This window comes from Salaquimonas pukyongi (genome assembly GCF_001953055.1).
In the GTDB taxonomy this organism is placed as follows: Bacteria; Pseudomonadota; Alphaproteobacteria; order Rhizobiales; family Rhizobiaceae; genus Salaquimonas; species Salaquimonas pukyongi.
Genome location: NZ_CP019044.1, coordinates 2,610,565 through 2,632,706, shown reverse-complemented (window position 1 = coordinate 2,632,706; position 22,142 = coordinate 2,610,565). Strand labels below are relative to the sequence as shown.

Below are 22,142 nucleotides of genomic sequence, written 5' to 3'. Positions count from 1 at the left end.
CTCTTATTTGCGGTGTGGCTGCAAAGCTGATCCGCAGGGCGGGGGAATATCAACCGGACCCGGCGATGGCAACCGTCATTCAATCCGGGTCTAAACTGGGGAGGTAGATTTGGCTGACAATTCTGCTCAAAACCGTGCGGAGCACTGGCGAAAAACCCGGAACCTGACCATTCTCATTCTGGTTCTGTGGGCAATTTTCGGCATCATCATTCCGTATAACGCCGACGTCCTCAATTCCATGTCATTCCTCGGATTCCCGCTGGGATACTGGTTTTGTGTGCAAGGCTCACTCATCGCCTTCGTCTTGATGATCTGGTTCCAGAACTGGCGCCAGGATACCATCGATGACGAACACGGCGTAAGCGAATAGGGAGGAATCGTAATGGAAGGCGGTTTCACCAAGAACCTAGGGAAGGTCTATGGTCTTTATACCATCGGCTTTCTTGTCTTTTTCGCGCTGATGGCACTGCTTGAAAGAATGGGCGCCAGTCCCGAAACCATCGGGATCGGGTTCCTGCTCTTCACCATCGGCATCTATGCCCTGATCGGCTGGCTGTCGCGTACCGCGGAAGTGGATGCGTATTATGTCGCTGGCCGTGAAGTGCCGGCTGTCTACAACGGCATGGCGACGGCGGCGGACTGGATGTCCGGTGCATCGTTCGTGGCGCTTGCAGGCGGCGTTTACTTCGGCGGTTATCCGTATCTCGGCTTCATCGTCGGCTGGACGGGCGGTTATGTGCTCGTCAACTCGCTGATGGCGCCATATCTGCGGAAATTCGGCTGCTACACCGTGCCGGACTTTATCGGTACACGCTACGGCGGCAATCTCGCACGGCTTTGTGCGGTGATCGTGCTGGTGGTTGCCTCGTTCACTTATGTGACGGCGCAGATCAACGCGACGGGAACGATTGCAGCACGTACGCTGGGTGTTCCCTTCGAAGTGGGTGTTTATCTCGGCCTGCTCGGCATCTTCATCTGCTCCATGCTGGGTGGCATGCGCGGCGTGACCTGGACCCAGGTGGCCCAGTATATCGTGCTGATCATCGCCTACCTGCTGCCGCTGATCTGGATGTCCAACAAGCTGGGCTACGGCATCATTCCGCACTTCTCATACGGTGAAGGCGTACAGCGCATTGCCGAACTGGAAGCCCAGTACGGTCTTGCACCGGCTGCGGAAAACGTTGCAGGCGTCAGGGTCCTGACCACACCTCAGAACTCACCGGCTGGTGGCGGATGGGGCATGGTCACGCTGGCAATTGCCATGATGACCGGTACAGCTTCCCTGCCGCACATTCTGATGCGCTACTTCACGACTCCGTCGGTGCGGGCAGCCAGAAAATCGGTTGCATGGTCGCTGTTCTTCATCCTGATGCTGTACCTTTCGGCTCCGGCTCTGGCTACGCTGACCAAGGTCAACCTGCTTGATCCCAACCTGCCGACTTCCGTCATTGGCAAGACCATTGAGGAAGTTACCAACATCGAATGGGTTCAGCGCTGGTCCGAAGTGGGCATGCTGGCCGTGGCGGATCAATCCGGCGACGGTATCGTTCAGTTGAACGAGTTCTTCATGCGTCCTGACATCGTGGTTCTGGCAACGCCGGAAATCGCGGGTCTGCCATATGTCATCTCCGGCCTTGTTGCCGCTGGTGGCCTGGCTGCTGCCATGTCGACGGCTGACGGACTGCTGCTGGCGATTGCCAACGCACTGTCGCATGATCTGTACTACTCGATCATCGATCCGAAAGCCGATACGCGCAAGCGGCTGATTGTTGCACGCGTTCTGCTGATCTTCATCGGTCTTGCAGCGGCGTTCATCGCATCCCTGAAACTGACGGGTATCCTCGGTGCCGTGGCGTGGGCCTTCTGCTTCGCCAATTCCGGCCTGTTCTTCCCGCTGGTTCTCGGTGTGTGGTGGAAACGTGCCAATGCCGCTGGTGCGGTTGCCGGCATGGTGGTCGGCTTCGGCGTCGGCGCCTGGTATCTGTATCAGGTGTTTGCCGGTGGCATGGAGCCCTGGATGGGCATCGATCACCTGCGCTTCGGCATTATCGGCATGCCGGCCAGCCTGATCGCCATGATCGTGGTATCGCTCCTGACCCCTGCACCTTCGCAGGAAATCCAGGACATGGTCGACGAGGTTCGCATCCCGACCGGGAAAACGATCCTTGGCTCGCACTAAGCGATCCTGACAAACAAAAGAGGGCGGGGTTTCGGCTCCGCCCTTTTTCTTTGCGCCAATTTTGGCTATGGCGTTTGCCAGTTTTTCCGAGGTGAGGAATGGATACGTTTCCGATCGAGGCCCTTCCGCTCTGGGCGGTAGTAATTGACTACATCCTCGGGCTCGTCATGTGGACGTTGATCGGGCGCGCTGCAATGCGGCTGTTCATGGCTGATGACAGTCCGTTCTTTTTCATGCGCTTTTTCGTGAGGGTCACCGATCCCGTCATAAACGCATTCAAATGGGTAACCCCGCCGTTCCTGATCGACGTGCTCAAACCGCTCTATGTCGCCTGGTTTTTCTTCATGGCGCGGTTTTATCTGATGCCCTGGCTGCTTGGTTATTCGGTGATGGGCATGCTGTCCTTCCCGCTTGAAAGCGAGGCTGCCTACTACATCTGGAAAATCTTCACCCCTGGCTGGTAAGCGTCCTGCGCGTCGGGGCGGTCTTGCATCTGCTGTTTTCAAAGTCTGGTCAGGTTACCGCCGGGTCTTCGGCAAGGCGCAAAAAGCGCAGCAGTGCAGGACACTGTCAGCTTTTTGCGACGCGGTTCGAGGGCCCGGGAACCAGGTTCAGGCGATTGCAGCTAACCAAGACACGCTCTAAAGGTTCCGCCATGACCAAGGCGCTGATGTTTCAGGGAACCGGATCGGATGTAGGCAAGACGGTGCTCGTTGCCGGGCTTTGCCGTGCGCTGAAGAACCGTGGTATTTCGGTTGTGCCCTTCAAGCCGCAGAACATGTCGAACAACGCAGCCGTGGCGGAAGTGGAAGCAGACGGAAGCGGCGGTGGCGAAATGGGCCGTGCCCAATGGCTGCAGGCGCTGGCCTGCGGCGTGCCGCCATCGGTGCACATGAACCCGGTATTGCTCAAGCCGCAATCGGAAACCGGTAGCCAGATTGTCGTTCAGGGCAGGGTCATCGGCAGTGCCCGCGCCCGGGACTATGGGGCAATGAAGCCAAAACTGCTCGATGCGGTGATGGACAGCTATGCCCGCCTTGTCACACGTGCCGACATCGTGCTGGTGGAAGGGCGGGGTCTCCTGCCGAAATCAACCTGCGGGCAGGCGATATCGCCAATATGGGGTTTGCCGAGCGCGCCGGCGTGCCGGTGGTCCTGGTCGGGGACATCGACCGGGGAGGGGTGATAGCTTCCATCGCAGGAACGCACACCATCCTGCCGGCAGAAGACCGCCAACGCATTGAAGGCTACCTCATCAACAAGTTTCGCGGCGACGTTTCGCTGTTTCATGACGGGCTTGAAGCGATTACCCGCTTTACCGGCTGGCCCTCCTTCGGGGTGCTTCCACATCTTGACTGTGTGCGGCGCCTGCCGGCGGAAGACAGCGTGGCTCTCGACCGGCTCACAAACAGTGGGGGTGGTGAGGTCAAGATCGTCGTGCCTGTACTCGGCAAGATTGCCAATTTCGACGATCTCGATCCATTGGCAGCCGAAGCGGGCGTGTCTGTCGTATATCTCAAAAAAGGTGATCCCTTTCCTCAGGATGCCGCGCTCGTCATTCTGCCCGGTTCGAAGTCGACCATCGCAGACCGAATCGAGTTTGCCGAGAACGGTTGGGATGAAGGACTTCATGCCCATGTGCGCCGCGGCGGGCAGGTTATCGGCATTTGTGGCGGTTATCAGATGCTGGGGCGCAAAATCGCCGATCCCGATGGCGTTGAAGGCAGCGTGGGCGAGACCGACGGGCTGGGCCTGCTGGATGTCGAGACCGTACTTGCGGGCAGAAAGACCGTGCGCAACATTGACCCGCAGCTTGCCGAAAACGGCCTTCTGCTCTCCGGCTATGAAATCCACATGGGCCACACCACGGGCCCGGACTGTGCCCGCCCGATGATCCTGACCGCAAACGGGCCGGATGGAGCGGTTTCTGCCGATGGCAGGGTGATGGGTTGTTATCTGCACGGCATGTTTTCCTCTGATGCCTATCGGCGTCATCTGCTTGGCGGGTTCGGTGTCGAGGCAGGGGGCAACTACCGGCAGATGGTTGAAGATTCACTCGATGAACTGGCGGTAGCGATGGAACGCCATCTGGATGTCGAAGGGATTTTGACGGTGGCGGCAGCGGTACGGAATTGATGCGGGCCCAGTGCGGATTTGATGCGGGCAATGTCGCAAATCGATTGACGCTGCCGCCTTCAGCGCGCTAATCATGAAAGACCAACCGGTTCCCGTACATAGCCAAAGGCTACGGGATCAAAAGGGAACAGGATGGAGTGGACCCAATCCGGGCATTCCAAACCTGGCCGACCCCGCGACTGTATTGCGGTAAGGGTGTTTCGAAAGCCACTGGGAAACTGCGGCATGCCGCAACCCGGGAAGGTGAGACAACCGCCAGAACCGTGAGCCAGGAGACCTGCCTGTTGGACCGGCAGTAGCGTTATGCGCCTGCTTATTTCAAATGGAGCAACACGGAGGTTGTCATGCTCAATACACAAACTGCCACGCTTTCCCTTTCCGCGTCACAACGGATGGTAACGGCAGCTTTTGCCGCCCTGTTCGGCGGGTTTCTGCTTTATGGCGCGGCGTTCGCCAATTCCGACATGCTGCACAATGCAGCTCACGATACGCGCCACGCTATCGTCGCTCCCTGCCACTGAGCGAACCCATGCTGGTTAGATTTCTGCTGGCCGCGATTTTCGCGGGCATGGCTGCGGGCATATTTGCTACAGCCGTGCAATCATGGCGCGTCGTTCCCTTGATTCTCGAAGCTGAACGCTACGAGGATGCCGGGGATACGGGTGCTGGACATACCCATTCACAAGGTGAAGCTTCCGGTGAGGAAGCTTCAACCGGCGAGACCGCCATGGCCGAAGCCGAAGAGCCCTGGGCGCCGGAAGACGGTACCGAGCGCACATTCTATACCGCACTTGCCAATGTTGTGGTGGGCGTTGCCTATTCGCTTTTGCTGACGGCCGCCGTTCTTGCCCTCAACCAGTCGATCACGCCGGCAAGCGGCCTGTTGTGGGGCGCCGCGGGGTTTGTGATTTTTGTACTGGCGCCGAATTTCGGCCTGCCGCCCGAGCTGCCGGGAATGCCGGCGGGTGATCTCACAGATCGCCAGATCTGGTGGCTGGTAACGGTGATCTGTACTGCGGGGGGACTTTATCTTCTGGCCTTCCGCCGTGCTCTTCCGCTGATGTTGCTGGCCTTAGTGCTGATTGTCGCGCCTCATCTATGGGGTGCACCGCAACCAATCGAGCATGAGTCGGCGGTGCCGGCAAACCTTGCCGCCGAGTTCGTGGTTTCCACCATTGTAGCTTCGGCGCTGTTCTGGCTCTTTCTGGGCGGACTGCTTGGCTATCTGTTTCAGCGGGCGGCGAAACAGGAATCGGCAAGCGCCTGATCATGACGGCGAGCAACACCCCGCCACAAACGACGTTGATCCTCGGTGGCGCGCGCTCCGGCAAAAGCCGCGTCGCCGAGCAACAGGTTCTGGCAACCGGCCTGACGCCGTTTTATCTGGCGACGGGCAGGGCGCTGGACGAGGAGATGCGCGAACGCATCGACAAGCATCGCGAGCGGCGCGGCAAGGCCTGGGAAACCGTGGAAGAACCCCTGGCGCTGGCCGATGCGGTGTTGCAGACGGCGCTGCCGGGCAGGGTTTTGCTGGTCGATTGCCTGACGCTGTGGGTCACCAACCTGATGATGGCCGATGCGGATGTGCTGCGTGAATGCGAAAGCCTGATTGCGGCTCTCGACAGCATCCGGGCGCCAGTTTTCTTCGTCAGCAACGAGGTCGGGCTGGGCATTGTGCCCGAGGACGCCATGGCGCGGCAGTTCCGCGATCTGGCCGGCACCGTCAACCAGCAAATGGCCAGGCGGTGTGAAATGGTCTGGTTCGTTGCCGCCGGGCTGCCACTGAAACTCAAACCGCAGGCATGAGCCTGCTGATGCAAAAACCTTGAAGGGCAAACCATGTCCATAGCAGACAGCCAGAAAATACCCGCAACGGTGATCACCGGATTTTTGGGCGCCGGCAAGACCACGCTGATCCGCAATCTGCTGGCAACGGCCAATGGAAAGCGCATCGCGCTCATCATCAACGAGTTTGGCGATCTGGGAGTCGATGGCGAGGTTTTGAAGGGTTGCGGCGAGGAAACCTGCTCGGAAGACGATATCGTCGAACTTACCAATGGCTGCATCTGCTGTACGGTGGCCGACGATTTCATCCCGACCATGACCGCCCTGCTCGAACGCGACCGCAAGCCCGATCACATCGTCATCGAGACGTCCGGTCTTGCCCTGCCGCAACCGCTGGTGAGCGCCTTCAACTGGCCGGAAATCCGTGAGCAGGTGACGGTGGATGGCGTGGTGACGGTGGTCGACAGCCGGGCGGTGGCAGATGGCCGTTTTGCCAGCGACATCGACAAGGTCAATGCCCAGCGGGCCGAAGACGAGGCGCTGGATCACGAAAGCCCGCTGGAGGAGCTTTTCGAGGATCAGATCACCTGTGCCGACATGATCATTCTCAACAAGGCCGATCTGGTGGAGGCTGACGCTCTCGACCGGTTGCAGGGCGAGGTGAAAGACGGAATCAAGCGGGCGGTGAAGGTGGTGCGGGCATCGAACGGTTCCCTGCCGGCTTCCGTCCTCCTGGGCCTTGGTTCAGGCACCGAATCGGATATTCACAACCGCAAGTCCCAGCACGAGTTGGAGCATGATGCCTTTCATGCCGAACATGGAGAGGGCGCCGGGCACGATCATCACCACGATCACGATGATTTTGAAAGCTTTGTCACCTCCTTGCCGCCGGTGGCCAGTCACACGGGTGTTGCGGCAGCCCTTGCACCGTTGATCGAGGCACATGACGTTTTGCGGCTGAAGGGCTTTCTGGCGATCGAGGGAAAACCAATGCGGCTGGTGGTTCAGGCCGTCGGCAACCGGATCGATACCTATTTCGACCGGGAGTGGCGCGAGGGAGAGGTTCGTGAAGGCCGGCTGGTAGTGATCGGCTTTGAGGGGCTCGATCAGCAAGCCATCGGTGAAGCGGTGAAAGCCGCACTTACATAGGTAAAAGCAATGCACCTCCTGCTGGCTCAGAAAGGCGCGATCCAGGAAGGCGAAGAAGCCGTCGATCTGGGGCAGACGCCGGGCGAGATCGTCTTCCTTTCGGCGGCGGATACCGAGCTTGCCAGTCTTGCAGATGCGGCCGCAGCGCAGGAGATGACCGGGTTAAGGCTTGCCAACTGGATGCAGCTTACCCATCCGCTTTCGATTGATGTCTATGCCCGCGAGATCATAGCCGGGGCAAAGCTGGTGGTGGTTCGGCTGCTCGGGGGACGGCGCTACTGGGAATATGGCGTTGAGTCCCTGTCGTCGGTTGCACGGGAAAACGGCGTTCAACTTGCCTTTCTGCCAGGTGATGACAAGCCCGATCCGGAACTCATTGCCGCTTCCACGATCGAAGCCAACGACCTGGAGCGCCTGTGGGCCTACCTGCTGGAAGGCGGAGCGGAAAACAGCGCCGGCTTTCTTGTTTATTGCCGGTATTTGACGGGCAGCGCAGAAGCCCCGCCCGAAGCTGTTCCCCTGCTCAAGGCCGGTCTTTGGCACCCCGATACCGGTGTTGCCGGTCTGGAAGCGATCCGCGACCATTGGAAAAGGGGACAACCTGTTGCAGCAATCTGCTTTTACCGGGCACTGGTGCAGTCCGGCGGGTTGCAGCCGGTCAAGATGCTGGTGCGGGCGCTTGAAGCGCGCGGTCTCAATGCCCTTCCGGTTTTTGTCTCATCGCTCAAGGATGCCGTAAGCCAGGAAACGGTAAGGCATGTGTTCAGCGAAGCGCCACCCTCGGTCGTGCTTGCTTCCACGGGTTTTGCGGTTTCCTCGCCATCGGGCGGCCCGACGGGCACAGTATTGGATGAAACCGGCGCGGTGGTGTTGCAGATCGTGCTTTCGGGCGGTTCGCTTGAAGCCTGGCGGCAATCGGACCAGGGACTTTCCGCACGCGACCTTGCGATGAATGTGGCATTGCCGGAAGTCGACGGGCGGGTGCTTTCGCGCGCCATTGCCTTCAAGTCGGCCAGCCGGTTCGACGAGCGGGTGGAAACCAACATCGTCCGCCACGAGGGGGAAGCAACGCGCATCGGCTTTGTTGCCGATCTTGCCGCCAATTGGGCTAGGCTGCGCAGCAAGGAGGCGGCACAGCGCAAAATTGCCGTCGTGCTTGCCAACTACCCCAACCGGGACGGGCGTCTGGGAAACGGCGTCGGTCTCGACACGCCGGCCGGCACGATAAACGTGCTCAAGGCACTTGCGGCAGCGGGATATTCGACTGGCGACCTGCCTGCTGATGGTGATGCCCTGATGCGCCACCTGCAGGAGGGGCCGACCAATGCAGGCAATGACGGGCGAGAAATCCGTGTCGTGCTTGCACTTGGGGATTATGAAGCATTCTTTGCCGACCTGCCGGACAAACTTCGCGGCGAAATCTCCGAACGCTGGGGCGAACCGGAGCGCGATCCCTATTTCGTGGCAGAACGCGGCGGATTTGCCCTTCCGCTATCGGTCAACGGCAATGTTTCCATCGGTATTCAGCCGGCCCGCGGCTACAACATCGACCCGACGGAAACCTATCATTCGCCCGATCTCGTTCCGCCGCATGGCTATTTTGCCTTCTATTGCTGGTTACGGGGCGAATTCGGTGCTGACGCGATTGTCCATATGGGCAAGCACGGCAATCTGGAATGGCTGCCAGGAAAAGCGCTGGCGCTATCAGATGCCTGCTATCCGGAGGCTGTTCTCGGACCCTTGCCGCATCTTTATCCCTTCATCGTCAACGATCCGGGCGAGGGCAGTCAGGCCAAACGGCGGACCTCCGCCGTTATCATCGATCATTTGACGCCGCCCCTGACGCGGGCGGAAAGTTACGGGCCGCTGCGTGACCTCGAAGCGCTGGTCGATGAATATTATGACGCCGCAGGAAGCGATCCCCGCCGCTTGCGGCTGTTGAAAAAACAGATTCTGGAATTGATCGCCGATACCGGCCTTGATGTAGATGCCGGTATTGCCCAGAGCGATGGCGAAGAGGTGAAGCTGGAAAAGCTGGACGGCTATCTGTGCGAATTGAAGGAAATGCAGATTCGCGACGGGCTGCACATCTTTGGCGAAGCGCCCACAGACCGTTTGTTGACCGATCTGGCGGTGGCGCTTGTGCGTGTGCCGCGGGGCGACGGGCAGGGGGAGAATGCCAGTTTGCACCGGGCGATAGCGGCGGATCTGTTTGCTTCTTCCCCTGCTAAGCTTGGCAAGGGAGGGGAAAATACCGCCCCCCCGACCCTTCGGCAAGCTCAGGATGAGGATGCGGGTTTTGATCCCCTCGGCTGCGACATGGCAAAGCCCTGGGAGGGGCCGAAACCGGAAGTACTGGCACAGGTTTGCGATGCCCCCTGGCGCAGTCAGGGAGACACGGTGGAGCGCATCGAACTGTTGGCTGCAAGGCTGGTTTGCGGCGAGACGCAATGTGCAGCGCACTGGCGCAACACGGCTGCTGTGCTCGCCTATGTTCAGGACCGTGTGGTGCCGGGCATTGTAGCCTGTGGGGAGGGTGAGATTGGAGGCCTTCTGACCGGCCTGGGTGGCGGTTTCGTCAAGCCGGGCCCTTCCGGCGCGCCGTCGCGGGGGCGCAATGATGTGCTGCCGACGGGCCGCAACTTTTTTTCGGTCGACAGCCGCGCCGTGCCGACCCAGGCTGCCTGGCAGTTGGGGAAGAAATCGGCAGAACTGCTGGTTATCCGCTACCGGCAGGATCATGGCGAATGGCCGGCATCCTTCGGCCTTTCGGCCTGGGGTACCTCCAACATGCGAACCGGTGGCGACGACATTGCCCAGGCACTGGCGCTGATCGGGGCAAAGCCGGTCTGGGACAATCTTTCGCGCCGGGTGACGGGATACGAGATTGTCACTCTTGCAGAGTTGGGCCGTCCGCGGGTTGATGTGACGCTACGGATTTCGGGGTTTTTCCGGGACGCGTTCCCTGCCCAGATCGAACTGTTCGACAAGGCTGTCCGCACTGCGGGGATGCTCGACGAAAGCGAGCGGGACAATCCCATTGCCGCCCGGATGAAAAAGGAGGCGGCAGGTCTGGAGGCGGAAGGGCTGCCGGCAGATGAAGCACGTCATCAGGCGGGCTACCGCATTTTCGGTTCCAAGCCCGGCGCCTATGGGGCAGGGCTGCAGGCACTGATCGACGAGAAGGGCTGGCAGGAGCGTGGCGATCTTGCCAGGGCATATCTTGCCTGGGGCGGCTATGCCTATGGGGCGAAGGATGCAGGTACCGAGCGGCGCGAACGGTTTGCCGAGCGGTTGGGCGCAGTTGAGGCTGTTATCCACAATCAGGACAACCGCGAACACGACCTGTTGGATTCTGATGATTACTACCAGTTTGAGGGCGGCATGACGGCGGCGGTTGAACTGGCCTCCGGCAAGCGCCCGAAGATTTACCACAACGACCACTCAAGGCCCGAACGCCCGGTGGTGCGGGCGCTTGAAGAAGAGATCGCCCGGGTTGTGCGGGCCCGTGCCGTCAATCCGAAATGGATCGAGGGCGTTATGCGCCATGGCTACAAGGGGGCGTTTGAAATGGTGGCGACGGTGGACTACCTGTTCGCCTTTTCGGCAACGACCGGCGCGGTCGCCAACCACCATTTCGAACTGGTCTATGAGGCCTATCTTGCCGACGATACGGTTAGGGAGTTTCTTGAACAATCCAATCCCGCCGGATTGAAGGAAATGGCAGAGCGGTTTCTGGAAGCTGAAGAGCGCGGCTTGTGGATACCGCGCTCCAATTCAGCGAAGTTTCTTCTTGAAGCTACTGCGGGCCGGGAGGAAGCGGCAAGATGAGTATCAAACCCCTGTTCGATAGCTTTCGTGACTATCTTTCTCTACGCGATGAACCTGTTGCGCGCGAATGGCTGGACGGCTTCGACTGGTGTCTTTCCGAACGCAATCTTGCACCAAGACATGTTACGGCAAGCCGCCATCTTGATGCTGCTGCCGATCATGCCGGTCGGGCAGAGGGCGCGCTGCTGGCAAGGTTCAGCGAGTTTGCCGGTCAACTGCACTGGAAGCAGATGTATACGGCGGAGGATTTCGGGCAGGATTTTCTCGACAACTACGCTCATGTGGAACTCATTGGCCCGGAGGGCCATTTCATGAGTGAGGAGATCGCCGCGGGACTTGTCGTTTACGGGCCGGGCCTCGACTATCCCGAACACTGGCATGTGGCGGAGGAAATCTACATCCCGCTTACCCATGACGGTTTGTGGAGTGCTGATGGCGCACCGCTCGCTCCCAGGAAAGCGGGCAGTTTCATTTTCCACGAGTCGAACATGCGGCATGCTATAAGGGCTGGCAGCGCGACGCTGGTCGCCTTGTGGGTGTGGCGTAACGGCGATCTTCGCCAGAAGGCAGATTACTGAGGAGCAGGCATGGCTGAAAAATCCGACAAGTTGAAGAACATGAGCGAGGAGGAACTGGACGCCCGCCATGCCGAGAAGATGAAAAAGAAGAAGGCGGCGCGCGACAAGATCATTGCCACCAAGACCGTCGAGAAGGGATTGGTGATCGTCCATACCGGCAAGGGAAAGGGCAAGTCGACGGCGGCCTTCGGCATGATCTTCCGGGCCATCGGCAATGACATGCGGGTGGGCGTTGTTCAGTTCGTCAAGGGCAAGTGGGGCACGGGCGAGCGCAAGGTATTGGAAGCCTTTCCCGATCAGGTGGAGATGGCCACCATGGGCGAGGGCTTTACCTGGGAAACGCAGGACCGCCAGCGCGACATCACCGCCGCGCGTCAGGCCTGGGACAAGGCCAAGGCGATGATCATGGACGAGAAGCTCGACATGGTACTGCTTGACGAATTGAACATCGTGCTGCGCTACGACTATCTGGATGTGGAAGAGGTGATCGGGTTCTTGAAGGACAAGCCGGAGATGAAGCATGTCATCATCACCGGCCGAAACGCCAAGGAAGAACTCATCGAATTTGCCGATCTGGTCACGGAGATGGAGATGATAAAACATCCCTTCCGCTCCGGTGTGAAAGCACAGGTGGGCGTGGAGTTCTAAGCCGATCACACTGTGAACTGCGGCAGGAAGCTGCATTGTAATTGCTGGCGCGCTCCGGCATGGTCTTCGCATTGAAAACTCACCGGGGAATCAAGCGCCATGGCCGAGACCTTTGTCGAAAAGTTCAGCCGGTTCATGGGCAACAATCCCTCGCTCGGCAAGGTGGCAGACGACCTGCAACTGACGTCGGAACTGATCCTGCTTGTCCGGATGATTTTTGCCGACGGTGAGTTGAAACCGGAAGAGCTTGATGCCTTCAAGCGCATCTGCGGCAATGCCTTCAACCTCAAGGAAGAGGATATTCCCGGGGTCCTGCAGTATCTGAAGGATTTCGGCTACGAGACGACGGCCTGGGATGCTGCTGCGATGTTTGCCGGGCACGATATCGAGCGAAAAAGAGCACTGCTGGTGCACCTGCTTCGCATCGCGAAATCCGATGGCCACCTCGACAGCAGCGAGGCAGAGCTGATCCGAAAGACGGCCGGTGTTCTCGGCCTGACGCCAGAGGATATCTCCGCTGCCAACAACTGATGGCAGTTTTGGTCTGTTGTCTACCATTGCGTCGCAATTGGGCCCGCCGCAGTCGGGAATCCGTTTGACCTTGCCATGGGTGGCCGTTAGGTTGCCGCCAATGACGGTGCCTCGTTTTCGCAAGGCGGAACGAAGGGGCTGAAACCGATTCTGGTGCGGTTGACCCAAACAGGGAACCAAGTCCGGAACTGTCAGAGCTCGAATGGTCCGCCTTTAATGGCGGCTTTTTCCTGTTTCCCGCAGAAGTCCGGTTTCTTATCTCAGCCGTCGATGATGAACAGGCGGGAGCAAACCATGCGTGCAGTTTTTTTTCTGATCCTGACAATTGGATGGGTTGGCCAGGCCCATGCCCATCTTGGCCATGTGGGTGAATTGGCCGGGCACAGCCATTGGGTGGCAGTGGGTGCTGCTGTTGGTGCTGCGGCGATTGCCGCGTGGCTTGGAAAGCGCAAGCTCGATGCCGAGGAAGCCGAGGCAGAGCAGGCAGCCGAAGAAGCCGGTGAACCGGCAGGCGCGGAAGCATGACGCAGTTGCCCGATGCCCGATCCACGGTCGCCAGCCTTCCTGCCGATACCGGCATCATGATCTGCGGCCATGGCAGCCGCAACCAGAATGCTGCAAAGGAATTCGCGACGCTGTCGCAGGCGCTCAAGGCGCGCTATCCGCAGGTGCCGATTGAGTATGGCTATCTCGAGTTCTGCAATCCGGTCATTCACGCCGGCCTCGACAGGCTGAAGGAAAAGGGCGTCAAACGGGTGCTTGCCGTGCCCGGCATGCTTTTTGCCGCAGGCCATGCAAAAAATGACATTCCTTCCGTGCTCAACACCTATGCAGCCCAGAATCCGGAAATGACCATCCAGTATGGCCGGGAGCTGGGCGTGGATCTGAAGATGATCCGCGCGGCAGGCGAGCGGATCGAGGAAGCGATTGCAGCTGCCGGACCAGGCGTTGCGCGTCATGAAACCCTGCTGATGGTGGTGGGGCGCGGGGCGTCTGATCCCGATGCCAATTCCAATGTTGCCAAGGTGATGCGCATGTTGTGGGAGGGCATGGGTTTCGGCTGGGGGGAAACCTGCTATTCCGGCGTGACCTTTCCGCTGGTTGAGCCGGGACTCGAACATGCGGCAAGGCTCGGCTACAAGCGGATTATCGTTTTTCCCTATTTTCTGTTCACCGGTGTGCTGGTGAAACGCATTTACAGCTATGCTGATACGGTTGCAGCGCGCCACCCGGATATCGAATTCGTCAAGGCGGGTTATCTCAACGACCATCCACTGGTAATCGACACGTTCGAGGACAGGCTGGTCGAAATCCTCGATGGTTCGGCTGTCATGAACTGCCAGATGTGCAAATACCGCGAACAGGTTCTGGGCTTTGAAGCGGATGTTGGCCAGGCCCAGGAAAGCCACCATCATCACGTGGAAGGCATCGGCGGCGGGCTGGAGAACTGCCCCTGCAACGGCGATTGCGATGCATCCTGCCGGGATGAAGCGTTTTGCAAACAGCACGGCCTGCCCTGGACGCCGCTGCATACGCACGATCATGACCATGATGGCCACGCACATGACCATCACCATCACAACCATGGCCACGATCACAGCCAAGGGCACGGGCATGACGGTCATCACCACCATCCCTATCCCCATGCCGATCATCCCCACGGGCCCCGTTCGATGAAACCGAAATAATATGCCGCTCGATTATCTCCGCGATCCGGCCGAGATTTACAGGCTCTCTTTCGAGACCATCGAAGGGGAAGTGGATCTGTCCGCCCATTCTGCTGCCATGCAACGTGTCGCGGTCCGGCTGATTCATGCTTGCGGCATGACCGGTGTTGTCGATGATCTTGCCTATTCCGAAGGAGCAGCGGAGGCGGGTGTTGCCGCGCTTCAAAACAATTGTCCGGTCTACTGCGACGTGGAGATGGTGAAGGCCGGCATTATTGAGCGAAACCTGCCGGGGGCATCGCGCCTTGTGTGCACCCTCAACGATCCGCGCGCCGGCTTTCATGGCAAGGCGGCAAAGAATACGCGCACTGCTTCGGCGGTGGATTTGTGGGATGATCTTGACGGGTCGATCTGCGTTATCGGAAATGCGCCAACGGCCCTTTTCCGCCTGTTGGAACGCCTTGACGAAGGGGCGGGCCTTCCGGCGCTTGTCGTGGGACTGCCGGTGGGCTTTGTCGGTGCGGTTGAATCGAAGGAGGAACTGGCGAAAAACCCGCGCGGGACACACTTCATCACCGTGCAAGGCAGACGCGGCGGCAGCGCCATGGCATCATCGGTTGTCAATGCACTTGCCTATCTTGCCACGGGCAAATCCTGAGGCTGTGATGTCCAGACCCTGGCTCTCCATAATAGGCATAGGCGAGGATGGCATGGACGGCCTGTCTGCGGAGGCTCGCAGCCTGGTTGAGAAAGCCGAGATCATCATCGGCGGCGACCGTCACCACAAGCTGGCGGATAATGTGACCGCAAGGCGCGTTGCATGGCCGTCGCCATTTGATGCCATGATCGACGAGATCAGGCGCCACAAGGGCAGGCGGATCGTCATACTGGTGACCGGAGACCCGCTCTGGTATTCGGTGGGCGCGCGTATTTTGAAGAGTATTCCGGCGGCGCAGGTGCAGTTTTTCCCGCAACTTTCGGCTTTTCAGTGGGCGGCCTGCCGGATGGGCTGGAGCCTTGCCGATGTGGAGACGGTTACCGTCCATGGCCGGGCAGCAGAGCAGATCATCCCGCATTTTGCCCCAGGTGTCCGGCTGCTGGTGCTGACCCGCGACGGCGACAGCCCGAAGGAAGTCGCCGCTTTTCTGAAACGGCGAGGTTTTTCGCAAAGTCCCATGAGTGTTCTTGCCAGTCTCGGCGGACCGAAGGAAAAGCGCATTGATGGCATCGCGGCGAACTGGCGGCGCAAGGCACCCGATTTTCACGTGCTGGCCATCGAATGTGTGGCCGATGCCGGTGTTGAAGCCTTCTCGCGCACGGGTGGCCTGCCGGACAGTGCTTTCGAGCATGACGGCCAGTTGACCAAACGCGCGGTACGGGCGGCAACGCTTTCCGCCCTGCAGCCATATCCCGACGCGCTGTTGTGGGATGTCGGGGCGGGCTGCGGTTCTGTCTCGATCGAATGGATGCGGGCAGCGCGCGGGGCAAGTGCCATTGCCATCGAGCCTGATGTGGCGCGCTGCGAAATGATCAACAAAAACCGGCTGACCCTGGGTGTACCGAAACTGCAGATCGTTTCGGGCGAAGCGCCGGAAGCGCTCCGGGGCCTGCCCGCTCCCGATGCGGTGTTCATCGGTGGCGGGCTGTCAAAGAAGGACGTATTCGAAACCGCATGGCGGGCTCTCAGGCCTGGCGGCAGGCTGGCCGCCAATGCGGTGACGCTTGAGAGCGAAGCACGGCTGGTTGTGCTTGCGGGAAAACATGGCGGGACGCTGGAGCGGATTGCGGCGAGCGAAGCGGTTCCGGTTGGCCGTTATCGCGCAATGAAACCCCATATGACGGTAACCCAGTGGACGGTCATCAAGGGAGCGGTGACCAAGCCATGAAGTGCCGCAACAAAAAGGGCGTTTTATACGGTATTGGCGTGGGGCCCGGCGATCCGGAACTGATTACGCTGAAAGCCCATCGCATTGTGTCCAGCGCAAAAGTCGTTGCCTATCCGGCTCCCGATGATGGCGACAGCTTCGCCCGTTCCATCGTTTCGGGATTCCTGACGGAGCAGCAGACGGAGATTCCGATTGTCATTCCGATGCGCGTGGAGCGTTTTCCCGCGGCTGCCATTTACGATGCGGCAGCAGAAGACATCGCCGGTCATCTGGCAGCCGGCAGCGATGTAGTCGTGCTGTGTGAGGGCGATCCGTTTTTCTACGGATCGTTCATGTATCTCTTCGAGCGGCTGTCGGACCGTTTCACCTGCGAAATTGTTCCTGGTGTTTCCTCGCTGATGGCATCAGCGGCGGCCTTGCAGCGCCCGCTTGCCGCCCGCAATGACGTGCTGACGGTCTTGCCCGGCCCCTTGCCGGATGAGGTCTTGCAGGCCCAGATCGAGGCAAGCGATGCGGTCGCGATCATCAAGGTCGGCAGGCATTTTTCCCGTATCAGGGCGCTGATCGAGCGCATGGGACTAATTGCCCAGGCGGGCTATCTTGAGCGGGTGACGCTTGAAAACCAGCAGGTTCTGCCGCTCGATGAATGCGATGCAGGCAAGGCGCCGTATTTTTCCATGATCCTGATTTACAAGGGCGCGGAAAACTGGGTGGTGCGGCAAGCTATTCCCGTTCAATCCCTGGCGGAGGATGCCTGAGCGCCATGAGCCGCCCCAACCTTGATAATCCGCTGATTGCCGTTCTTTCGGAAACCGGTTTGGCTGTTGCAGAGAAAATTGCCGGCTGTATGGGCGGCCAGACGGTTGCGCCGGAAGGGCGGGCTGATGGCGCATCGCAGCATGCCGAGCGCATCGGCGATGCCATTGCCGAAGCATTCAGCGCCGGGCGTCCGGTTATCGGCATCATGGCGGCAGGATCGCTCATCAGAATTCTGGCGCCGCATCTGTCCGACAAGCAGAAGGAGCCGCCGGTAATTGCCGTCGCCGAGGACGGCAGTTCGGCTGTACCGCTGCTGGGCGGGCACCGTGGCGCCAACGATCTTGCGCGAAAGATTGCTGTTGCCTTGCAGGGCCATGCGGCGATCACCACGGCGGGTGATCTTCGATTTGGCATTGCCCTGGATGCACCGCCTGATGGCTGGGCACTTGCCGATCCGCAAAACGCCAAACCCGTTATGGCGGCTTTGCTGGCGGGCGAGCAGGCGCGGCTTGCCGGTGCGTGTTCCTGGCTCGAAAAGGCCGATCTGCCGGTTTCAGATGAAGGCAGCGTGCAGCTGATCGCCAGCGACAGGCCGCAGGCCTGCGGACCGCTCGATTTGCATTATGTGCCAAAGACGTGCGTTCTCGGTATGGGCTGTGAGCGGGGATGCGACCGGCAGGAGGCCATCGCATTGGCGGTTGAAACCCTTGGGATTTCCAATGTGGCGCCACAAGCCGTGGCGATGGTTGCCTCCATCGATGTTAAGGCGGACGAAGCAGCCATTCATGCCGTTGCAGGCCATTTCGGCGTGCCGGCACGTTTCTTTTCTGCCGACACCCTGGAAACGGAAACGCCGAGGCTTGCAACCCCCTCTGATATTGTTTTCGCCGAGGTTGGTTGCCACGGGGTTGCCGAAGGTGCGGCCCTGGCGGCGGCCGGTGAGGGGGCGGAACTGGTTCAACCAAAACGAAAATCGAAACGGGCAACGGCGGCAATTGCCCGCTCTGGCCACGTGTTCACGGAAGCAACAATGAAAAAAACAGGCAGGCAACGCGGACGGCTTTTTGTCGTCGGCATCGGGCCGGGGCAGGAAGGCTGGCGTTCGCCGGAGGTTGCCCGGATGATCGGTGCGGCAAGCGATCTGGTCGGCTATTCGCTTTATCTCGATTTGATAGGCGATATCTCCGGCGGTAAAACCCGGCATGATTTTGATCTGGGCAAGGAGGAGGACCGGGTGCGCCATGCCATGGAACTGGCAGGCACCGGCAAGGATGTGGCGCTGGTCTGTTCCGGCGATGCCGGTATCTATGCCATGGCAACGCTGGTGTTCGAATTGCTCGCCAAGGGGGGCCTGACCGATGCAGCACAGCGTATCGGGATTGAGGTTTCACCGGGCATATCGGCGTTGCAGGCCGCAGCCGCACGGGCCGGTGCGCCGCTGGGACATGATTTCTGCACGATTTCGCTTTCCGATCTTTTGACGCCCTGGGAGGCGATCCAGATGCGGGTGAAGGCGGCGGCGGAAGGCGACTTTGTCATCTCTTTTTATAATCCGGTTTCAAAACGCCGGCGGACACAACTGGCCTATGCGCGGGATGTGCTGCTTGAGCATCGCCCGGCTGATACGCCGGTGATTCTGGCAACCAATCTGGGACGTCCGGAAGAGAAGGTCCGTGTTGTGCCCCTGTCAGAACTGCAGGTGGATGATGTCGACATGCTTACGGTGGTGATCGTCGGATCGAGTGAAACCCGCACAATCTGTACCGGCGACGGCCGGAACTGGGTCTATACTCCGCGCGGTTATGCGGCAAAGCAGGGCACGGGGATCGGGGCATGACCGTCTATTTTATTGGTGCCGGGCCGGGCGCGGCCGATCTCATCACCGTTCGCGGGCAGAAGCTGGTGGAGCGTTGCGCGGTCTGTCTTTATGCCGGTTCGCTGGTGCCGGAGGAAATCGTTGCGTGCGCCCCTGACGATGCACTGGTGATGGATACAGCACCAATGCATCTTGATGAGATCATTGCCGAAATCGAAAAAGCGCAGGCGCAGGGCAAGGATGTGGCGCGGGTGCATTCGGGAGATCCGTCGATCTACGGGGCGATTGCCGAACAGATGCGCCGTCTTGATGTACTGGGGATCGATTATGAAGTGGTGCCCGGCGTTCCCGCCTTTGCCGGTGCGGCTGCAAGGCTCAAGGCGGAATTGACCCTGCCGGAAATTGCCCAGACGATCATCATTACCCGTACAGGCATGAAGGCATCCAGTATGCCGGAACATGAGACGCTGGACGTGCTCGGCCGGTCGCGGGCGACGCTCGCCATCCACCTGTCGATCCGAAATCTCGATCATGTGCGGCGCACGCTTGAGCCTTATTATGGTGAGGGTTGCCCGGTGATCATTGCCTATCGTGCCACCTGGCCTGATGAACTCTATATCCGCACCACGCTGTCTGAAATGCGTGAGGAAGTGCGCAAGGCAAAGATCACCCGCACGGCGTTGATCCTCGTCGGGCCGGTATTCGGAGAGGCCGAGTTCCGCGACAGCGATCTGTACAATGCCGACTATTCCCACGTGCTGAGAAACCGGGGGAAAAAGAAAGCGGTAGGCTGAGCGGCAGTTAGAGCCTTTCACGCTCAAACGATTGCAGAAATGACAGGTTTTTCAACAGGTTAAGCTCCCGGCTGTGGAAGCCTTTCCAACCTGACTTCGTCGAAACCCTCGCGAGGTGGCAAGGCACCGCGCTGCGGTGTTCTCCTTGCCAGAAACGAAAAATCCATCCATGCAAACTGCTTCCATTTAAACAGGACACGCTCTAGGTGTCCGGGAATTCAGGCAGTGCCTGTTGCTGCTTTCGGGTAAGACCGAAGCGTACGATCTTGTATGACTGCACCAGCCGGTGGCGCAGTTCCTCCGGTTCGCAATCCCAGGGCAGCAAAATCCAGGAACGATGAAAATAGGGCGCCTTGGTGCCAACTCCCGCATCGATGAGCATTTGTGCGGTCTCTATGCTGTCGGTCTTGACCGAAACGCCGGGTGTTACCGAGCCGATACAGGCGAACATCTTGCCGCCGATCTTCCAGGCATCGTGGCCGCCGCCCCAGGGATCGGAAACTTCCGCGCCAGGCAGTTCGCGGCATATTTCATTGACGAGATCACGGCTCATGGGTTTTCTCCTGTTGAACGGGGCGGCCTATCATGATCACCGGAATGCCCAGTTCACGGGCCGCCGTAATCTTGGCGTAAGCGCCCTTGCCGCCTGAATTGCGGCTGACAATATGGGTAATGTCATGGCTCTTCAGCAGCATGGTTTCGGCGGCAGTATTGTCGGCCGGGCGGCCGAGCACGAGATCGTAGCGCTCAAAGGGCAGGGGCTCGGCCGGTTTATCGATCATGCGCAGGACAAAATGAACGTCCTTGCGGGCGGCAAAGCTGGCGATGTGCTGGCTGCCGAGGGCAAGCAGAACGCGAGCGCCGGGAGGGATCGTGTCGCGGGCTTCTTCAAGGGATGCCACCTTGATCCAGGTCTCGCCGTCCAGTTTTCGCCATGGGGCACGCTGCCGGTTTTCGAAGATGACGCCTGTGGTTTGTGCCGCCTGGCGCGCATTGGCGGAGATGTTGGCGGCAAAGGGATGGGTGGCGTCGATCAATCGCGTAAACCCGTTTTCGATCAGGAAGGCCGCAAGGCCCTCGGCACCGGTTGTGCCATCGCCGCTGAATCCGCCGATGCGGACGCTACCGGTAACGGGCCGGGGTTCCCTGGTGCGTCCGGCCAGTGACGTGGTGACGTCATGGCCTTTGGCCGCCAGTTCGTCTGCCAGTTCGACGGCTTCCTGTGTTCCGCCCAGGATAAGGATTTTGTCTTTTCTAGCCACGGAAGCTGCCTGCCTTGCCGAGCAGTTTTCCATCGCGGGAAAAGATCAGCACTTCCACGTCCACCGGCGCGCCGCGCAGGATGGCAAGGGCCTGCTTTTGTGCAAGGGCGGCAATATGGCCCGGCAGGTCGATCTTGCCGGTGGCAATTTCAAGTGCTTCGAGTGCCGTATTGGCGTTGCGGACGGCTTCTGTTTCAGCGCCGTTGAGCCCCAGTGTGGAGGCCTGGCCGGAAAGCCAATCCAAGTCGACCTGACTGCGGCCCGAATGCAGGTCCATGGCGCCCTGGGCAAGCTTGGTAAACTTGGCAAAGCCGCCGGCGAGTGTCAGGCGGGCGATGGGATGGACCCGCAGATACTTCAATAGCCCGCCGGCGAAATCGCCCATGTCGAGGAGGGCTTCGAGCGGCAGGTGGTAGATCGCGTTGGCGGCATCTTCAGAGGTTGAGCCGGTGGCGGCAATGGCATGGGTCAATCCATTGGCCCGGCAGACATCGATGCCGCGGTGAATGGAGTGAATCCAGGCCGAGCAGGAAAACGGGTGAACGATGCCGGTGGTGCCGAGGATAGAAATGCCGCCGATGATGCCAAGCCTCGGGTTCCAGGTGTGTCGGGCCATTTCCTCCCCATCCGGCACCGAAAGGGTAATCTCGATGTCCGGTGCTTTGCCATGTTCAGCACAAAGCGTTTGGACGGCTTCCTGCATCATTTGCCGGGGCACCGGGTTGATCGCCGGCTCGCCGGCCGCAACGGGAAGGCCCGGCTTGGTCACCGTGCCAACACCGTTTCCGGCCCTGAAGGCAATGCCGCTTCCGGGCGCCCCCATGCGAACAGTGGAGATGATCAGCGCGCCATGGGTGACGTCGGGATCGTCTCCCGCATCCTTGATAATGGCAGCTGTGGCAGCATTATCAATTAGTTCTTCTCTGGCCAGGGCAAAGGCGGGTCTTTCCCCCTTTGGCAGGGTGATGGAGACGGGATCGGGGAAGCTTCCGGTAAACAGCGCGCTCAGCGCGGCCTTGGTTGCGGCCGTGGCGCAGGCACCAGTGGTCCAGCCCCGCCTTAGCGGCGTTGCATCCTCCGGTTTGCCTTTGCGTTCCACTTTACTCATAAACGCCTTATAG

The 22,142-nt window shown here is 59.8% G+C and carries 21 protein-coding genes, 1 pseudogene and 1 riboswitch; of the genes and pseudogenes, 19 read left to right on the top strand and 3 right to left on the bottom strand.

Translation table 11 applies throughout. The annotated features are described in order from the left end of the window. The first annotated feature begins 109 nt into the window (after nt 1-109). From BVL55_RS12580 to cobM, 19 genes and pseudogenes are all read left to right on the top strand, one after another. Nucleotides 110-370 carry a DUF4212 domain-containing protein gene (locus BVL55_RS12580; protein WP_075997190.1) on the top strand — a complete coding sequence of 87 codons (261 nt, stop codon included), beginning with the start codon at nt 110-112 and terminating at the stop codon, nt 368-370. Nucleotides 371-382: 12 nt separating this feature from the next. Beyond that, nucleotides 383-2,179, top strand: coding sequence for a sodium:solute symporter family protein (locus BVL55_RS12575; RefSeq protein WP_075997189.1), 1,797 nt, complete (start codon nt 383-385; stop codon nt 2,177-2,179). Nucleotides 2,180-2,277: 98 nt separating this feature from the next. After that, nucleotides 2,278-2,643 (top strand): YggT family protein, encoded by a 366-nt coding sequence (locus tag BVL55_RS12570; RefSeq protein WP_075997188.1) that lies wholly within the window; start codon nt 2,278-2,280, stop codon nt 2,641-2,643. A 191-nt stretch (nt 2,644-2,834) separates the two neighbouring features. After that, nucleotides 2,835-4,315: pseudogene (locus tag BVL55_RS12565) on the top strand (cobyric acid synthase). Nucleotides 4,316-4,384: 69 nt separating this feature from the next. Continuing rightward, nucleotides 4,385-4,614, top strand: a riboswitch (cobalamin riboswitch). 45 nt (nt 4,615-4,659) lie between these two features. Beyond that, on the top strand, nt 4,660-4,836 hold the full coding sequence (locus BVL55_RS12560) for a CbtB domain-containing protein (RefSeq protein WP_075997187.1): 177 nt from the start codon (nt 4,660-4,662) through the stop codon (nt 4,834-4,836). Between the two features lie 8 nt (nt 4,837-4,844). Further along, nucleotides 4,845-5,582 carry a CbtA family protein gene (locus BVL55_RS12555; protein WP_075997186.1) on the top strand — a complete coding sequence of 246 codons (738 nt, stop codon included), beginning with the start codon at nt 4,845-4,847 and terminating at the stop codon, nt 5,580-5,582. A 2-nt stretch (nt 5,583-5,584) separates the two neighbouring features. Beyond that, nucleotides 5,585-6,121, top strand: a complete 537-nt coding sequence (gene cobU / locus BVL55_RS12550; protein WP_075997185.1) for a bifunctional adenosylcobinamide kinase/adenosylcobinamide-phosphate guanylyltransferase — start codon at nt 5,585-5,587, stop codon at nt 6,119-6,121. 33 nt (nt 6,122-6,154) lie between these two features. Beyond that, nucleotides 6,155-7,249, top strand: coding sequence for a cobalamin biosynthesis protein CobW (gene cobW / locus BVL55_RS12545; RefSeq protein WP_075997184.1), 1,095 nt, complete (start codon nt 6,155-6,157; stop codon nt 7,247-7,249). Nucleotides 7,250-7,258: 9 nt separating this feature from the next. Next, nucleotides 7,259-11,080 carry a cobaltochelatase subunit CobN gene (cobN, locus tag BVL55_RS12540; RefSeq protein WP_075997183.1) on the top strand — a complete coding sequence of 1,274 codons (3,822 nt, stop codon included), beginning with the start codon at nt 7,259-7,261 and terminating at the stop codon, nt 11,078-11,080. After that, a complete protein-coding gene (locus BVL55_RS12535; RefSeq protein WP_075997182.1) occupies nt 11,077-11,658 on the top strand; it encodes a dimethylsulfonioproprionate lyase family protein in 582 nt (193 codons plus the stop codon). Before cobN ends, BVL55_RS12535 begins: the two co-directional genes overlap by 4 nt. Before the next feature lie 9 nt (nt 11,659-11,667). Beyond that, nucleotides 11,668-12,306 carry a cob(I)yrinic acid a,c-diamide adenosyltransferase gene (cobO, locus tag BVL55_RS12530; protein WP_075997181.1) on the top strand — a complete coding sequence of 213 codons (639 nt, stop codon included), beginning with the start codon at nt 11,668-11,670 and terminating at the stop codon, nt 12,304-12,306. Between the two features lie 99 nt (nt 12,307-12,405). After that, nucleotides 12,406-12,837: a tellurite resistance TerB family protein gene (locus BVL55_RS12525; protein WP_075997180.1), complete on the top strand. Its 432-nt coding sequence runs from the start codon at nt 12,406-12,408 to the stop codon at nt 12,835-12,837. Nucleotides 12,838-13,131: 294 nt separating this feature from the next. Next, a complete protein-coding gene (locus BVL55_RS12520) occupies nt 13,132-13,362 on the top strand; it encodes a DUF6732 family protein (RefSeq protein WP_075998140.1) in 231 nt (76 codons plus the stop codon). Continuing rightward, nucleotides 13,359-14,525 carry a sirohydrochlorin chelatase gene (locus BVL55_RS12515; protein WP_075997179.1) on the top strand — a complete coding sequence of 389 codons (1,167 nt, stop codon included), beginning with the start codon at nt 13,359-13,361 and terminating at the stop codon, nt 14,523-14,525. Before BVL55_RS12520 ends, BVL55_RS12515 begins: the two co-directional genes overlap by 4 nt. A gap of 1 nt (nt 14,526) precedes the next feature. Further along, nucleotides 14,527-15,162 (top strand): precorrin-8X methylmutase, encoded by a 636-nt coding sequence (locus BVL55_RS12510; protein ID WP_075997178.1) that lies wholly within the window; start codon nt 14,527-14,529, stop codon nt 15,160-15,162. Between the two features lie 7 nt (nt 15,163-15,169). Continuing rightward, nucleotides 15,170-16,390 (top strand): precorrin-6y C5,15-methyltransferase (decarboxylating) subunit CbiE, encoded by a 1,221-nt coding sequence (gene cbiE / locus BVL55_RS12505; RefSeq protein ID WP_075997177.1) that lies wholly within the window; start codon nt 15,170-15,172, stop codon nt 16,388-16,390. Beyond that, complete coding sequence (gene cobI, locus BVL55_RS12500) at nt 16,387-17,148, top strand: precorrin-2 C(20)-methyltransferase (RefSeq protein WP_075997176.1); 762 nt, start codon at nt 16,387-16,389, stop codon at nt 17,146-17,148. Before cbiE ends, cobI begins: the two co-directional genes overlap by 4 nt. 5 nt (nt 17,149-17,153) lie before the next feature. Beyond that, nucleotides 17,154-18,986, top strand: coding sequence for a precorrin-3B C(17)-methyltransferase (gene cobJ, locus BVL55_RS12495; RefSeq protein ID WP_075997175.1), 1,833 nt, complete (start codon nt 17,154-17,156; stop codon nt 18,984-18,986). Next, the gene (gene cobM / locus BVL55_RS12490) at nt 18,983-19,759 is read left to right on the top strand and encodes a precorrin-4 C(11)-methyltransferase (protein WP_075997174.1); all 777 of its coding nucleotides are present in this window, start codon (nt 18,983-18,985) and stop codon (nt 19,757-19,759) included. The genes cobJ and cobM overlap by 4 nt, the downstream gene beginning before the upstream one ends. 202 nt (nt 19,760-19,961) lie before the next feature. Here the strand turns inward: cobM and BVL55_RS12485 are convergent, their stop codons facing one another. The 3 genes from BVL55_RS12485 to BVL55_RS12475 are packed head-to-tail and all read right to left on the bottom strand — an operon-like array spanning nt 19,962 to nt 22,129. Further along, on the bottom strand, nt 19,962-20,312 hold the full coding sequence (locus tag BVL55_RS12485) for an MmcQ/YjbR family DNA-binding protein (protein WP_075997173.1): 351 nt from the start codon (nt 20,310-20,312) through the stop codon (nt 19,962-19,964). Next, entirely contained in the window at nt 20,302-21,021 is a 720-nt protein-coding gene (locus BVL55_RS12480) for a cobalt-precorrin-6A reductase (RefSeq protein ID WP_244530507.1), read from the bottom strand. Before BVL55_RS12480 ends, BVL55_RS12485 begins: the two co-directional genes overlap by 11 nt. After that, nucleotides 21,014-22,129 carry a cobalt-precorrin-5B (C(1))-methyltransferase gene (locus tag BVL55_RS12475; protein ID WP_075997171.1) on the bottom strand — a complete coding sequence of 372 codons (1,116 nt, stop codon included), beginning with the start codon at nt 22,127-22,129 and terminating at the stop codon, nt 21,014-21,016. Before BVL55_RS12475 ends, BVL55_RS12480 begins: the two co-directional genes overlap by 8 nt. Nucleotides 22,130-22,142: the final 13 nt, after the last annotated feature.

Bases quoted from the DNA above. Each gene is read 5' to 3' on its own strand.
- BVL55_RS12485 (WP_075997173.1), bottom strand. From the start codon at position 20,312: ATGAGCCGTGATCTCGTCAATGAAATATGCCGCGAACTGCCTGGCGCG.
- BVL55_RS12510 (WP_075997178.1), top strand. From the start codon at position 14,527: ATGCCGCTCGATTATCTCCGCGATCCGGCCGAGATTTACAGGCTCTCT.
- BVL55_RS12475 (WP_075997171.1), bottom strand. From the start codon at position 22,129: ATGAGTAAAGTGGAACGCAAAGGCAAACCGGAGGATGCAACGCCGCTA.
- BVL55_RS12520 (WP_075998140.1), top strand. From the start codon at position 13,132: ATGCGTGCAGTTTTTTTTCTGATCCTGACAATTGGATGGGTTGGCCAG.
- BVL55_RS12555 (WP_075997186.1), top strand. From the start codon at position 4,845: ATGCTGGTTAGATTTCTGCTGGCCGCGATTTTCGCGGGCATGGCTGCG.
- cobM (WP_075997174.1), top strand. From the start codon at position 18,983: ATGACCGTCTATTTTATTGGTGCCGGGCCGGGCGCGGCCGATCTCATC.
- BVL55_RS12515 (WP_075997179.1), top strand. From the start codon at position 13,359: ATGACGCAGTTGCCCGATGCCCGATCCACGGTCGCCAGCCTTCCTGCC.
- cobU (WP_075997185.1), top strand. From the start codon at position 5,585: ATGACGGCGAGCAACACCCCGCCACAAACGACGTTGATCCTCGGTGGC.
- BVL55_RS12575 (WP_075997189.1), top strand. From the start codon at position 383: ATGGAAGGCGGTTTCACCAAGAACCTAGGGAAGGTCTATGGTCTTTAT.
- cbiE (WP_075997177.1), top strand. From the start codon at position 15,170: ATGTCCAGACCCTGGCTCTCCATAATAGGCATAGGCGAGGATGGCATG.
- cobN (WP_075997183.1), top strand. From the start codon at position 7,259: ATGCACCTCCTGCTGGCTCAGAAAGGCGCGATCCAGGAAGGCGAAGAA.
- cobI (WP_075997176.1), top strand. From the start codon at position 16,387: ATGAAGTGCCGCAACAAAAAGGGCGTTTTATACGGTATTGGCGTGGGG.
- BVL55_RS12570 (WP_075997188.1), top strand. From the start codon at position 2,278: ATGGATACGTTTCCGATCGAGGCCCTTCCGCTCTGGGCGGTAGTAATT.
- BVL55_RS12535 (WP_075997182.1), top strand. From the start codon at position 11,077: ATGAGTATCAAACCCCTGTTCGATAGCTTTCGTGACTATCTTTCTCTA.
- BVL55_RS12560 (WP_075997187.1), top strand. From the start codon at position 4,660: ATGCTCAATACACAAACTGCCACGCTTTCCCTTTCCGCGTCACAACGG.
- cobO (WP_075997181.1), top strand. From the start codon at position 11,668: ATGGCTGAAAAATCCGACAAGTTGAAGAACATGAGCGAGGAGGAACTG.
- cobJ (WP_075997175.1), top strand. From the start codon at position 17,154: ATGAGCCGCCCCAACCTTGATAATCCGCTGATTGCCGTTCTTTCGGAA.
- BVL55_RS12525 (WP_075997180.1), top strand. From the start codon at position 12,406: ATGGCCGAGACCTTTGTCGAAAAGTTCAGCCGGTTCATGGGCAACAAT.
- cobW (WP_075997184.1), top strand. From the start codon at position 6,155: ATGTCCATAGCAGACAGCCAGAAAATACCCGCAACGGTGATCACCGGA.